The sequence below is a fragment of the Fibrobacter sp. UWB13 genome, assembly GCF_900177805.1.
In the GTDB taxonomy this organism is placed as follows: domain Bacteria; phylum Fibrobacterota; class Fibrobacteria; order Fibrobacterales; family Fibrobacteraceae; genus Fibrobacter.
In genome coordinates this window covers 232757-247295 of record NZ_FXAX01000002.1, presented here as the reverse complement: position 1 = coordinate 247295, position 14539 = coordinate 232757, and the positions used below count along the sequence as shown (strand labels likewise).

The 14539-nt window shown below is 48.1% G+C and carries 10 protein-coding genes; 4 read left to right on the top strand and 6 right to left on the bottom strand.

The annotated features are described in order from the left end of the window. Positions 1–14 precede the first annotated feature (14 nt). Both B9Y77_RS10790 and B9Y77_RS10785 read left to right on the top strand, forming a co-directional pair. Positions 15–1637 (top strand): sialate O-acetylesterase, encoded by a 1623-nt coding sequence (locus B9Y77_RS10790; RefSeq protein WP_085491629.1) that lies wholly within the window; start codon positions 15–17, stop codon positions 1635–1637. 199 nt (positions 1638–1836) lie between these two features. Further along, positions 1837–3477, top strand: a complete 1641-nt coding sequence (locus B9Y77_RS10785; protein WP_254900008.1) for a sialate O-acetylesterase — start codon at positions 1837–1839, stop codon at positions 3475–3477. A 272-nt stretch (positions 3478–3749) separates the two neighbouring features. On the opposite strand, the gene B9Y77_RS10780 is transcribed toward B9Y77_RS10785, so the two are convergent. Further along, on the bottom strand, positions 3750–5234 hold the full coding sequence (locus tag B9Y77_RS10780) for a CE1 family esterase (protein ID WP_073424861.1): 1485 nt from the start codon (positions 5232–5234) through the stop codon (positions 3750–3752). Between the two features lie 333 nt (positions 5235–5567). Between B9Y77_RS10780 and B9Y77_RS10775 the strand changes: the two genes are divergently transcribed. After that, positions 5568–7904, top strand: coding sequence for a beta-xylosidase family glycoside hydrolase (locus B9Y77_RS10775; protein ID WP_085491627.1), 2337 nt, complete (start codon positions 5568–5570; stop codon positions 7902–7904). 329 nt (positions 7905–8233) lie between these two features. Next, on the top strand, positions 8234–9721 hold the full coding sequence (locus tag B9Y77_RS10770) for a carbohydrate binding domain-containing protein (RefSeq protein ID WP_085491626.1): 1488 nt from the start codon (positions 8234–8236) through the stop codon (positions 9719–9721). Between the two features lie 201 nt (positions 9722–9922). Here the strand turns inward: B9Y77_RS10770 and B9Y77_RS10765 are convergent, their stop codons facing one another. The 5 genes from B9Y77_RS10765 to B9Y77_RS10750 are packed head-to-tail and all read right to left on the bottom strand — an operon-like array spanning position 9923 to position 14521. After that, a complete protein-coding gene (locus B9Y77_RS10765; RefSeq protein WP_085491625.1) occupies positions 9923–11011 on the bottom strand; it encodes a uracil-DNA glycosylase family protein in 1089 nt (362 codons plus the stop codon). Positions 11012–11025: 14 nt separating this feature from the next. Then, positions 11026–13695 carry an FtsK/SpoIIIE domain-containing protein gene (locus B9Y77_RS10760; protein ID WP_085491624.1) on the bottom strand — a complete coding sequence of 890 codons (2670 nt, stop codon included), beginning with the start codon at positions 13693–13695 and terminating at the stop codon, positions 11026–11028. 12 nt (positions 13696–13707) lie between these two features. Then, positions 13708–13881 carry a hypothetical protein gene (locus tag B9Y77_RS16010; RefSeq protein WP_176221753.1) on the bottom strand — a complete coding sequence of 58 codons (174 nt, stop codon included), beginning with the start codon at positions 13879–13881 and terminating at the stop codon, positions 13708–13710. Positions 13882–13925: 44 nt separating this feature from the next. Further along, positions 13926–14198 (bottom strand): WXG100 family type VII secretion target, encoded by a 273-nt coding sequence (locus tag B9Y77_RS10755; protein ID WP_085491623.1) that lies wholly within the window; start codon positions 14196–14198, stop codon positions 13926–13928. A 23-nt stretch (positions 14199–14221) separates the two neighbouring features. Further along, positions 14222–14521 (bottom strand): hypothetical protein, encoded by a 300-nt coding sequence (locus B9Y77_RS10750; protein WP_085491622.1) that lies wholly within the window; start codon positions 14519–14521, stop codon positions 14222–14224. Positions 14522–14539 lie beyond the last annotated feature (18 nt).

Sequence of the window (14539 nt, the reverse complement as noted above, 5' to 3'; positions counted from 1 at the left end):
AAAGGGAGATAGATATGAGTGTGGAAAAGAGCTTCAAAAAGCTGATGGGCATTGCAGGTGTTGCTGCAGGCCTCTCTATGTTTGCGGTAACGGGTGTAAATGCGGCTCCGGACCCGAACTTCCATATTTACATTGCCTATGGGCAGTCGAACATGGAAGGTAACGCTACGAACTTCGACAAGAATATCGACGGCAAGGAACATCCCCGTGTCAAGATGTTTGCGACGACGTCTTGTTCGAATCTCGGTCGCCCGACGGTAGGTGAGATGTACCCTGCGGTGCCTCCGATGTTCAAGTGTAATCAGGGGCTTTCTGTGGCGGACTGGTTTGGCCGCCACATGGCAGATTCCTTGCCGAACGTGACGATTGGCATTATTCCGGTGGCTCAGGGCGGTACGAGTATCCGCTTGTTTGACCCGGACGATTACAAGAATTACCTCAACTCTGCTGAAAGCTGGCTGAAAAACGGAGCCAAGGCTTATGGTGACGACGGCAATGCTATGGGTCGTATCATCGAAGTTGCCAAGAAGGCTCAGGAAAAGGGCGTCATCAAGGGCATCATCTTCCACCAGGGCGAAACTGATGGCGGCATGAGCAACTGGGAACAGATTGTCAAGAAGACTTACGAGTACATGCTCAAGCAGCTCGGTTTGAACGCCGAGGAGACTCCGTTTGTCGCCGGTGAAATGGTCGATGGCGGTTCGTGTGCCGGTTTTAGCAGTCGTGTGCGTGGGCTTTCCAAGTACATTGCGAATTTTGGCGTGGCAAGTTCCAAGGGTTACGGCTCTAAGGGGGACGGCCTCCACTTTACTGTGGAAGGCTACCGCGGCATGGGTGAGCGTTATGCCCAGCAAATGCTCAAGCTCATCAACGTGGCGCCTGTTGACCCTGTCCCGCAGGAACCGTTCAAGGGTGCTCCGATTGCTATTCCGGGCAAGGTCGAAGTCGAAGATTTTGACAAGCCGGGTATCGGCAAGAACGAAGACGGTACGAGTAACGCCTCTTACAGTGACGAAGATTCCGAAAACCACGGTGATACCGATTACCGCAAGGATACGGGTGTAGACCTGTACAAGACAGCCGATGGCGTCGCTCTTGGCTACACGCAGACTGGCGAATGGCTCGAATACACGGTAGACGTGAAGGCTGATGGCGAATACAATATCGATGCTAGCGTTGCTGCCGGTAATTCCACCTCTGCGTTCAAGCTCTACATCGACGAGAAGGCTATTACGGATGATGTTTCCGTGCCGCAGACTGCCGACAATTCCTGGGATACGTACAAGACGATTTCCGTGAAGGAAAAGGTCGCCTTGAAGGCCGGAAAGCACGTGCTCAAGCTCGAAATCACCGCCAACTACGTGAATATAGACTGGATCCAGTTCAGCGAGCCCAAGAAGGAAGACCCGCCGAGCGCGATTGCAAAGGTCCGTTTTGACATGACTGAAGCCGAAAGCAACTTTAGCGTGTACAGCATGCAGGGTAAAAAGCTCGGGACGTTTACCGCAAAGGGAATGGCCAACGCTGTGAACCTCGTCAAGACGGATGCCAAGCTCCGCAAGCAGGCTAAGGGCGTGTTCTTTGTCCGCAAGGAAGGCACAAAGCTCATGAGCAAGAAGGTTGTCGTTTTCGAATAATTCTAGACTCCATGAAGGGTCCTGGCGGATGTTAGGACTCTTTTTTTTACAAAATGCGTTTTTTGAGCGAATTTCGCAATTCATTGACAAAACGTCCATATTATATGGAGCCCTGCTGTGCTACAAAACGGCTTTTTTTGGGTAGATTCTTTATAGAAATTTTGGATTAAGGGATATAAAAATGAGCGTGGAAAGAAAATTGAAAAAAATCCTGGCCTATGCAGGTGTTGCTGCTGGGCTTTCTATGTTTGCGGTGGGGGCGAATGCGGCTCCGAACCCGAACTTCCATATTTACATTGCTTACGGGCAGTCCAACATGGCGGGCAACGGCGATATCGTACCGTCCGAGGACCAGGCAAATCCGCCCAAGAACTTTATCATGCTTGCTTCGCACAATGCAAATGCAAGCCAACGCAGCGGCAAGACGAATCAGTCTATCAAGACGGGCGAATGGTACCCGGCAATTCCTCCGATGTTCCATCCGTTCGAAAACCTCTCCCCGGCGGACTACTTTGGCCGCGCTATGGCCGATTCCTTGCCGGGCGTGACCGTGGGCATTATCCCGGTTGCCATCGGTGCTGTGAGCATCCGCGCCTTCGACAAGGACCAGTACGAAGCTTATTTCAGGGGCGATGGCAAGGACATCATGAACTGGGGCTGGCCCAAGGATTACGACAACAACCCTCCGGGACGCATTCTGGAACTTGCCAAGAAGGCAAAGGAAGTGGGCGTCATCAAGGGCTTCATCTTCCACCAGGGCGAAAGTGACGGTACCGATGCCAACTGGCGCAAGACCGTTTACAAGACCTACAAGGACGTGATTGATGCGCTTGGCTTGGACGAAAACGAAGTGCCGTTTGTAGCGGGCGAACTCCTCCAGGAAGGCCAGAACTGCTGCTCTAGCAAAAACGGCGGCATTGCCCAGCTCAAGCAAAATTTCAAGAAGTTCGGACTTGCCTCTTCCAAGGGCTTGCAGGGTAACGGCAAGGATCCGTACCACTTTGGCCGTGCGGGCGTGATTGAACTTGGCAAGCGCTACTGCTCCGAAATGCTCAAGCTTATCGACAAGACGATTGACCCGGATGCTCCGCCGGTAAACCTTGTGGACCCGAGCCAGTCTACAGTTCCGGATGAACCGCCCGAGGAATATGGCCCGTACACGGACCCGATTGAAATCCCTGGCAAGGTCGAAGCTGAAAACTACAACAAGGGCGGCGCCGACAAGGCCTATTACGATTTGAGCAAGGGCAACGAAGGCGGTAAGCTCCGCAAGAACGATGTCGATATTTACCAGCCGAACATGGGCATTGTCGTCGGTCACTGCCAGAAGGGCGAATGGCTCAAGTATACTGTGAATGTTGAAGCCGATGGCGACTACGGAATTACAGCCAATGTCGCTGGCGAAAACGGAACCGGTAGCTTTGTCCTCTACATCGATGACAAGAAGGTCGGTACGGAAATCGCAAACGAAGGCAAGGGCTTTGATACATTTACCGAAGTGGAAGGTGGCAAGGTAACGCTCACCAAGGGCGAACACGAACTCAAGCTCGAAATCACCAATGACTGGATTGATATCGACTACGTTGAATTCAAGGAAGTGAGCTCTCAGCCGGAAATCGGACTCAAGGATATCCGCTATAGCATGACCGAAGCCGAAAGCAACTATAACGTGTTCGACATGCAGGGCATTAAACTTGGTTCATTTACCGCTAAGGGCATGGATGCCGCCATTGAACTTGTGAAGACTAACGCAAATCTCCGCAAGCAGGCAAAGGGCGTGTTCTTTGTTCGTCAAAGCGGAAGCAAGTCTCTTACGAAAAAGGTGGTAATTCATGAATAAAAGCGAGTTGGTAGTTGTAAAGCAAATAGCTTTCTTCTTTGTCGTCGCAGTTGCTCTTGGGCTTGTGTACGGCTAATAAATAAAATGAGAGAATAAATACGGGAAGATTAGTGTGACTCCTACAAGGGCTCCGGCGAAAGCTGGGGCTCTTTTCTGTATAGGGACTGTTCTGTGCAGGGGAGGCTGCCCGGCGCATTCAAAGCAAAAAAGAATCGCCCCGGTTGCCCGGAGCGATTTTGGTGTATATAGGATGAATTATGAAATCAAATTCATTACGGCAACGTGAAGGACTTCAGGAACGGCCAACCGACCTTGCCATCGCCCTGTTCATGACCACCACCCTGCTTGGTGCAGAGCACAACCTTCGTGCCGTCCTTGCAGTTGGAGTATTCGTTACAGCCGTTGGAGTTCTTGGACGGAGAGCCTGTGCAACCGTTCTTTTGTGCCCAGAACTGGAAGTTGCCTTCGGCACCCAAGAAGTTCAAGCCGTCGTTAAATCCGCTATCGCCACCTTGGTAACGGCAGACGTTGTCGTTTGTGCCGCGGAACATGATGATGGAAATCGGACGTTCCGGATTACAGGTTGCGCTGTTGGTCTTGTTCAAGTCCATACCTGCAGGAGCAACTGCGGCGTACACATCAGACATGAAGCATGCCACATGGTTACTCATACCGCCACCCATCGAGAAACCGGTTGCGTAAACGCGCTTCTTGTCGATGCAAACCTTTTCTTCGACAGACTTGATCATTTCGCGAGAGAACTTCACGTCGTCATCGTCGGAGCAGCAAGGACCAACGTTCCAACCCGGACCCATCTTTCTGGAGTCAGCAGACTTCGTGCCATCGGGGTACAGAGAGATAACGCCTTCGGGGTCTGTCTGAGCCTTGTAAGTGGTACCGCTGAGCTGGCCCTGGCCGCTACCCATAACCGGATGGTAGTCCACAACGAGAGGTACCGGCTTGTCGCCCTTGTAGGCGCTCGGCACGTGCATGATGAACGTACGATTCTTGCCGTCGACGTTCACAGACATCTTGTGGTCGCCAGCCTGGTAAGTCTTGCCAGTGCAGTTGATGACTTCTTCAATTTTCGCGCTGCTGGAAGAGGCTGCGCTAGATTCCGGCTTGGCAGAAGAACTCGATGCGATTGCCTGGCTGGAGCTGGACTGCTGAGCGGAAGCGACATCCATCGTAATCTGGACGTTGCTTTCGGTAAAGCTTTTCATCGTGTAGGTGAAGTTGTTGTAGCCTTCCTTCGCGAACATGAGGGTCGGCAGCGGGTCGCCATCCTTCATGAGGGTCACGTTCTTGCCGAGCTGATAAGTGTTGCGGTTACCATCGGCATTGATGCGGATGTATTTGGCGCCTCTAGCATTTGTTTTGTTCAAGTCGAACGTGGCGAGACCAAAAACGTTGTGGAGCGTTCTGGAGAAAGCGACCTTGCCAAGAGCGTCCATGACAGAAACGGTAAGCGTCTGGGCCTTGATGCCCGAAATGGTAATAACATTGTGGTTGAAACCGACGTGAGCCTGAACAGACTTGAGCATCTGCAAACCGACACCGTCGTCATAGGAGAGGGCGAATTTGCCATCAGCTGCCGAAACGGCTTCTAAGCCAGCATAGTTGAAAGATGAAATTTTTACACCGGAAAGAGGTTGTCCGGCCTTCGATGATACGACGCCATCGATACTCCAAGCGAAAGACAGTGAGCTGAGTGCTGCTACTGTTCCTGCGAATGCCATGGATTTAAACATGGTCATAGCGACTCCTTTTTATAGTTAAACATTCCAAACTCTATTCATCCACCCGGTCCAACCAAATCCCCCACGATCTTCGCTAGACCTGTACAAAATATAGATGGATGTTTCCTAGGTGTTGCGAAATGGTGTTGTGAAAAATTATAAAGCGTTGTGAAAATTGCGAAAAGGAATTTTTACAAAAGAGGCGCGGTTTTCGACACGTTTTCGGGGTTGTAATGGGGTGTTATTGACAAAAAATCCATAAAAAGGGCGTACGATTGCGGGTAAAAACCATGTAAAAGGGGTAGATTATACTTGTAGATCATATCCAGTTAGGTTGGAAAAGGAGTGATTATGGGATTGTTTAGTAAGATGGCAAAAGCTGCAGCCGTTGTCGCTGGCTTTGCCGTGGTGAATAGCTTTGCAGTATCGGTCAATAACCCGATTATGTACGTCGATAGCCCGGACCCCTCGATTGTCCGCGTCGACGATGCTTATTACATGGTCACAACGACCATGCACTTTGCGCCTGGCGTGCCTGTTTTCAAGAGCACGGATTTGGCGCAGTGGCGCACGGTGGGTTATGCCTACCAGACGCTCACCAACAATGACCAGCAGAATTTGAATGGCGGCAAGGATGCCTACGGTAAGGGCTCCTGGGCATCGAGCATCCGCTACCACAAGGGATTTTTCTACGTGCTGACCCCGTCTTACACGACGGGCAAAACTCATTTGTACAAGACCGCCGATGTGGAAAGTGGCCAGTGGTCCGAAGTGCAGCTCCCGTTCTATCACGACCCCTCTTTGTTCTTCGATGACGATGGCACTGTTTGGGTGTTCTACGGCAGCGGCGACCAGATTAGCTACGTGCAGTTGAACGACGACGCTAGCGGCGTGAAGGCTGGCGGCAAGAGCGGTAAGGTTGGCGGCGTGAGCGTGAACCAGGTGACCGGCACCAGCAATTACTATGTGCAGCAAGAAGGTTCGCACATGGAAAAGGTGAACGGCGAATATTACTTGTTTACGATTTCTTGGCCGGCTGGCAAGAGCCGCAGTGAAATTGTTTACCGTTCCAAGAGCCTGCTCTCTGGTTACAGCGGAAGGTATTTCCTCTCCGATAACGGTGTTGCGCAGGGTGGCATTTTCGATACTCCCGATGGCAAGTGGTATGCCCTCCTGTTCCGCGATTCCGGCCCGGTTGGTCGTATGTCGCACTTGGTCCCGATGGAATGGAAGGATGGTTGGCCGGTTCCGACGAGCGGATCTAAGGCTCCTTCGACAATTGACTTGCCGGAATCTCCGCTCCCGGGCTACGGCATGGTCACGAGTGACGATTTTGAATCTGGCGAACTTGCTCTCGAATGGCAGTTCAACCATAACCCCGATAACAAAAACTGGAGCTTGTCTGCAAATCCGGGATTTTTCCGCATTACCACGGGCCGCACGGATAGCCGTGTCGTGAATGCAAAGAACACTTTGACACAGCGTTCCTTTGGCCCTAAGAGTTCTGGCCGTACGCTTGTTGACGGCAAGGGCATGAAGGATGGAGACATGGCGGGCCTCGTTGCTTTGCAGGATGACAAGGGCTTTGTCGCGCTTGCTAAGGAAAACGGCAACTACAAGGTTGTGATGTACACTGGAAACAAGGACGGCGAAAGACAAGCTGCAAGCCAAGCTCTTTCGGACTCCAAGGTTTATTTGCGAATTGATTTCGATTTGCCCATTGACCGCGGTACTGCATATTTCTACTACAGCACCGATGGCAATACCTGGACAAAGATCGGTAGTGACGTGAAACTCAATTACGACTTGCACATGTTCGTGGGCGTGCGTTGGGGCCTCTTCAACTTTGCGACCAAGCAGGCGGGCGGCTATGCAGACTTCGACTGGTTCAAGGTCGGTACCGACGTGAACGATGAAATTTATCTCGACGGCGCTGGTTCTGAACCTGTTCCGCAGACTCCGTTCTGCGCTGCAGGCGAAAACTGCCCTGCAAATGCAATCCCGGGCAAGATTGAAGCTGAAAACTTTGACGTGCCGGGCAAGGGCAAAGATGGTTCCTCTTACTATGATGGCGATTCCGAAAACCACGGCGATAGCGACTACCGCAAGGGCACGGGCGTTGACCTTTACAAGAAGGCAACCGGTGTCATTGTGGGCTATAACAGTGAAGGCGACTGGCTCGAATACACCGTGAATGTGAAGGAAGAAGGCGATTACACCATGTTTGCTGCGGTTGCTGCGGCTGGCTCCACCTCGAGCTTCAAGCTCTCCTTGGATGGCAAGGACATTACCGAAGAACTCTCTGTTCCGGCGGCAAGTTCCGGCGAAGAAAATTATGACGATTATAACAAGGTAAAGGCAAACGTAAAACTCCCGGAAGGCGAACATGTACTCCGCTTTACGGTTGTTGGCTCCTGGCTTGATATCGACTACTTTACGTTCGTGAAGGGTGCGAATGCAACGGATCCGGATCCCATTGTTGGCTTGGCAAAGGGCGTTCTCCATAATGTGCAAGGCGTACAGTCTTATAGCGTCTATGGTTTGAACGGTAAGTTTGTCGGCCGCGTCGATGCTTCTAGCAACTTCGATGTGCGCAGCAAGGTGAACAGCCTTGTGAAGGAAAGCGGCGTGTACGTCGTCAAGTCCCTCACCACCGGCACCACCCTCCGCCTCTCCGTAACAAAGTAATCTCTATAGTTTATTCATAGTTCCTCAAACACCCCCAAGGGCTGGAAGCGCATATTGAAAACGATGTTTTCAAATATGCATTTCCAGCCCGTTTTGTGTTCTGTAAACACCCCCAAGGTCAGGATGCACACGCTGAAATACGCAAGTATTTTTAAGCGTGTATATCCTGACCGTTTTTGTGTTCTGTAAACACTCCTATTACACATTTCCTCCTCTCAACCCATTGTCAAAACCGCAATGGAAAATGTTTACCGCTAAGTGATAATCGCCAATCCAAAAGGTATTTTCTTCATAGGTAAAATGGGAAATAAACCTCAAGGAGTAGAGGAATGTTTGGTAAAATTTTTAAGAAGGCGCATTGCGTCCTTTCTCTTGCCGTATTGGCGAGTCTCACCACTTTTTCATTTGCAGACAACATTAATGTGAACGGCACGAACCGTACCATGAATGTGTATGCTCCGAGAAATATCGAAAAGGGCCGTCCGCTTATTATCCAGATGCACGGCATGAATCAGGATGCCCCGTATCAGCAGAACGCTGCCAAGTGGGAACCGATTGCCGATACGGCCCGCTTTGTGGTCGTGTTCCCGAACGGCCAAAATAAGGCATGGGACATCGGTGGCGACAAGGACATCAATTTCCTCAAGGCGATTATCAACGAAATGTACAACAAGTACGGCATCGACAAAAATCGCGTTTACGTTTCGGGATTCTCGATGGGCGGCATGATGAGCTACCATGCGGCAAACAAGATGGGCGATATGATTGCGGCCATTGCCCCGGTTTCCGGTGGCGGTGGCGTGAACTCGCCCAAGCGCGCCATGCCGATTATGCATACCCACGGCACTTCCGATGACGTGGTGAATTACAACAGCACCGTGAATACCCTCAAGGGCTGGGTTTCTGCGCAGAAGTGCTCTTCAAGTTCCAAGGTCACAAAGCCGTATCCATCAAGCAAGCCGGGTTCTGCCGCCTCTCTCGAAGTCTGGAGCGGCTGCAAGGATAACGTCGAAGTCCGCTTGCTCACCATTGCAGGCAAGGGCCACTGGTATTCCATGGACGAGGCGGTCAGTGTCAACACGAGCGTTGAAATCTGGAATTTTGTCAAGAATTATTCGCTGGACGGCTCTTCGCTTCCGCCGCCAATTCAGGTGCCGACCGACCGCGACAGCATTTTCAACGGCGGCTTTGATTCGACCGATGTCGCCTGGACTTTGCAGACTCACGGTAGCGCCGCCGCAACAGGCGATGTGAAAAACGGCAAGTACAATTTTAACATCACCGCCGTTGGCGACCAGAATTACCAAGTGCAGCTCATCCAGCACGACTTGCATCTCGAAAAAGGCCAGTGGTACGAAGTGAGCTTTGATGCTAGCGCTGGCGCCTCCCGCACGCTCGAAGTGAATGTGGAACAGCACACGGATCCGTGGGCAAGTTACCTCACCGAAAAGGCAAATTTCGAACTCGGCACGGAATCCAAGAAGTATTCTTTCCAGTTCCAGATGACTGCCGCAACCGATAAAGATTCTCGTTTGAGTTTCAATGCGGGCGCCTCGACGGGTACGCTCACGCTCGATAATGTCACGCTCAAGAAAATTGCGGAACCTTCAGTTGGTTTAACGACGGCACTTCGCCTCTCAACTACCGCTGGCAAGTTCGGTGTCTATAACCTTGCGGGCAAACGCCTCGGATTTGTCGAAATCATCGAAAACGACGTGCCGAACATGCAAAAAACGATGAAAAACGCTGGCTTTGGCAAGGGCGTTTACATCTTGCGTAGCAAAACACGCTCGTTCATGTTGCCGGTGGATCGGTAAAAGGCTAAAAAGTTTCGTTCTCTCTCCAAGAGCGCTCCCTGGCTTCGGGGACGCTCTTTTTTGTTATAAAGTTTTTCCTCAAAATAAAAAAGGCCGTATTTCACATATATAGCGAAATACGGCTCATCTTAGACCTTTCTTTTTTATCTTAGGTGGGCTGGTCTGCCACCCTGTCATCTGCAAATAATATATAAAAAGCACTTAGGTCAGCAAACCGCCAGACGATTTTTTGATATTGTCTGCCATTTGACTTAATCGATCTAGATTACGTTCTTGTTCTGTTGCCTTCAGCGATTTGTATGTTCTGTTTATATGAGCCATACTAGGATGGTCTGTTTTTATGATTGCAAATTTCAAATTGTATTTTGCTTTTAAAGCTTCTGCGGCAGCGTAGGCATTGTCCCCAAAAGCAATAACAATCTTTGTATTTTTTCCAATCTCGTTATTGAGTCTAGACAAATTTGAATCACTACAGACTTGCTTAAGCGGGGCTTCTGTTACACCATGCTCTCCCATCCAAAGAGGACTATCCCAACTATTATCAATGGAAACCTTTGCTCTTGATAAAGGCTTTCCATTGTAATTTAAGTTTGAGAGTATGACTTCCAAATTTTTCCCGGATTGACCAGAAAAAGGGCGACCCGCCTGAGCTTCGTGTTGACCGGGTACAGATCCGAGACAAACAACCTCTTTCCCTAAATTTTCACTATACACATTATATTGTACTTTCGCGTCGGTTGATTGGTGTGTCGTTACATTGGCATTAGCGATATTGACCGTTTCATACACATATTCTGTTGTAGCTCTATCGGCTTGGCTTAACCGATTAATTCCTTCCGATGAATAATGGCTGATTTGATTTTGACCGTAATTGTATTTGGTGATGAGCGTTTCGACCATCTTGGATGCCATTGAAACGCATTGCTCCGCTAGGGCGACGCGCTGTTCCATGAGCATTCGGTGAGCTACAGCTTTTTCATATTCTGCAGTGGCAATTGCTAAACGCCTTTGTGCGTCTGCGTACCAACCGGCTGTTTCTGGAAGTCCTGCCGCAGCCGCCTGGACTTCGGCTTCGCATTCCTGCATAATTGCCAATCTGCGCATCTCTTCGGCAATTGCTTCTTGCAAAAGTTGATTACTGTGAGCTAGTTCTTGTTGGGTCTCTTCTAATTTTTGCTGGGATTCGGACAAGCTACGGGAACACGCTTCCTGTACTAAGGATTCGTTATTTCGGATATCATTACAAGTTTCCTGAAATATTCTCAGGTCTGTTACAACATTTCTTCCCATTTGTCTTTATTCTCTTATTTCATGAATGGCTTAAACCACCATTTGATTTCCAAATTATAGGACATGAAGGCTTTCCCCTTGCAATCAATCTTGTTTGGTGCGCGGTTAGAAAGCACTTCATTCATTTCATCGCCATTCAGTTCATATCCGATTCTATAACTGAATGCGTTAATGTCAATTCCATAATCTTTAAGGGATTTTGCTCTGTCATAGAAAGCGATAATGAAGGATCCGTTTTTACAACAGTCAAACCAGAATGGAATAAATGCTGTTTTGTTTTCGTCCTTCGGGTAATCGGACAATGGGAATGAGAACGATATAGTCCTTTTTAAGTTGCAATTGTCTAATATGACAATTCGGCGTTTATCAAACCAGTTGTCTTTATGTGCCTGAATAAAATCAACAATGGATTCAAAGTGGATGATTTTACCGGCGCGAATAAACTCTTCGTAATATGCGTCGTCATCTCCGATATACACGCACTCGTCAATACGATTGCAATGCAGTGCCGAAAGTATAACAGAGTTGAGCATGCTGACTTTCATTTGCTCGTCGCGACCGCAAATGAGGATGTTGTTGTCGGGCTTATTGGTTAATTCAATACGATTTCTTTCCGAATCAATATCGATAGTCTCGCCTAGTAATACAGACACTTTGTTGTGTGCTGTAAATTCGTCCTCGTTTGGGAAAGACGGAAATTCAGGACCATTGTAAATCTTGATTGAAGAATTAACTTTATTTCCGTTAATAATCTTGATTTTCGGGAGAACCGGGTTCTTTGCCGGGTCTGATGCGACCGCACATGGAATGGCGAACTTGATGTTCCCTGCAATACTCCCTTGCGAAACATTCATAATTCCGTAGGGAATCGTTAGTTCAGAAGCTTCTTCGTTGTTAGAAGATATGCCGCCTAGCAATAATTTTGAATCGTCGGCAGAACACTTAAGTGCGATTCGCCCGCCAAACTGGTTTGCCGCATTGCCAAATTCCAATCCCTTGAGAGACTGTGTTGAAAGTACCATGTGAATGCCGCAGGCTCGTCCTTGCTTTGCAAGCATAATGAACATTTCCATGGTGCGGTCTTTTTGTGTTCCGTCAAAAAGGACTTGGAATTCATCGATAATCACTAGAATACGTGGCATCTTCTTTTTAGGCTCGCTATTGTACGCCTTGATATCCTTACATAAATTTTTTTTGAATTCCGCGTATCGCTCTTTTCGTAATTTATCTAGATGTTCCAAAACTTTGACGCCAAATTCTGTATTGGCTTCTGTGGCTACGAGCTTTACGTTGGCTAGTTTTTCATCGCCGTATTGTTTGAATTCAACACCTTCTTTGAAGTCCAAAAGGTAAAGTTCCATTTGGTCTGGAGTGTATTTCCAACAGGCACTCATGATCAAAACGTGCAAGAAATTGGATTTTCCAGAACCCGTAATGCCACCGACTAAAAAGTGAGGTGTTGCGTCTCCAATTTCCATAGAAACATTTTGCCCACCAGAAGTCGTAAAGCCTACAGGAATGCTTAAGCCTTCCGTGGAATTTCCTGCGGCTCGATTCTTTTCGGACAGCAAATCGTCAAATGCAAACATTGTCTTGGAACGTTCCGATACTGCTTTATCCAATGCTCGTAAACATTCGCCTAACTTTTGCGGTGACGGAAAATCTTCTCCGGTTGGAGCTACTTTGATAATCTTGAAACCCTTGATTTCGTCAGGCTCATCGACCATTTTGTGCAGAGCCATGCTTTCGTTTACAATTCGCTGAACTTCGAGTCTTCGGCGACTATACACTCGGTCTTCGGAATGGAGCAAGTCTTCATTAAAAGAGAACATCACCAAAAGTCCGCATTTGGCGCTTTGGTTAATGATGACCTTGATCATGTCAAAGCATTCCTGGTCCATTTCATTGGCGATATCCGAGAAAATGAACACCTTGTAAGGCAACAATTTCTTTTTTTCGGAATCAGAGGAATCCTCGAGTATTCGCCTGTTGTAGCTAAGCCAATCTGTGATGCCTTCCGTGGGGCTAAATGCGGTTTCGTTCAAGGAATTAATGTATTCCTTGACTTTTTTAAGGGCTTCCTTAAGGTCTGCTTGGCTTGTCATGACCTTCTTTTGTGGAAACAACTTTTCGTTCTTGAAAAGAAGGTTGAAATTCATTACGATGTCGCCAAGTCCGACAGGATCATAGACGTAATACTCTTGCCTGTCCATCGGGAGTGTGAACATCAAACGAAGCATAATTTTTTGAAAAAGATGCGCTTGTTCCTTGATGTTTTCGATGTACATTGGCTTTTCAATGGGGAACCGATGCATGTGTGGAACATTTATTTCATCGGTATCGATTCCGTTTGATTTGTGTTTGAGGTAATTGGATTTAAAGGTATATAATCCAAGTGCGATGCTGTCGGGAATGTCAAAGGTTTCGTTTATGAATGATTTTGATAATTTTTTCAGAATAGGTTGCTTACTTCGAATTTCCGAACACAGAGAATCGATGTTGGGGAGGAGTTTTATTCCGTCGTCGTATATTTGGTTCGCTAACTTGACCTTTTCATTTCTTTCTTGGAGCTTGGCGCCTGTAGGTCTTTCTCCATATTGCGAAGTGATTGCTTTGCATGCCTGGTGATGCTTGCTAAAAGCCTCGTCCATATTTCTGAAAATCTCTATTATGGAATTTTTCATGAAATAAATCTCCTATACCATGGCCCTCAGTTCGCTCAGCAGCTGGTCAATTCGCATGGTCTTTTGCTGGCCTTCGTCATACGCTTTTTGCAGTTCAGTTTCTTCTTCAATAATCTTTTCGATGACATCAACAGGAAAGGAACTTGCAAAAGTTCCTTCCTTGACGTTTTCCGTAAAATGATTCATGTACCGGTGGGTACTATTTATTGCATCATGAAACAAGATTGAGCCTAGCTTTGCTGGTATTCGTACAATCGTTCCGCCATGTTATGCAAATGCGGAATTTGTTCTTCTGCTTTTTCACAGAAAGCCTGCATTTGGCTTCTCATGGCATCGAGTGCTTCGCCTAGTTCTGCGTACTTGCCGTCGGACCATTCGTTGCCGACTTGATTGTAGGCTGAAGAAATGGATGATGTTTCTTCTTGCAGGTGCTCAATATAACTTTGGAGCTGATTTGCGAATCGGATGATTTCATCTGGATTTGCGGCAACGTTCATGGACATATAAACTCCTTCTTGCTTGAATATTAGACGACTCCGTCGCCTTTAGCATCTGCACCATCGCCAAACTCGCCTTCAAAACCTGGAGCGGTAAACTCAACGGGCTTTTCTGCAGGTACGTCGTCAAAAGGTTCTAATTTGAAGGATGATACGATTTCATCGGCGAAATCGTTCTCATAGTTGAAACTTAAACCGAAACCTTCGAATATGTCTTTGAATACGACTTTCTCAAAACGTTTTGCGAGTGAGTTCAAGTCTTTTTTGTTTATTGTATTGTTTGTGATTATATTCGGTACAACACCGAATGAAAGTGATGCAAATCCCATAGTTTTTATCTCCGTTTT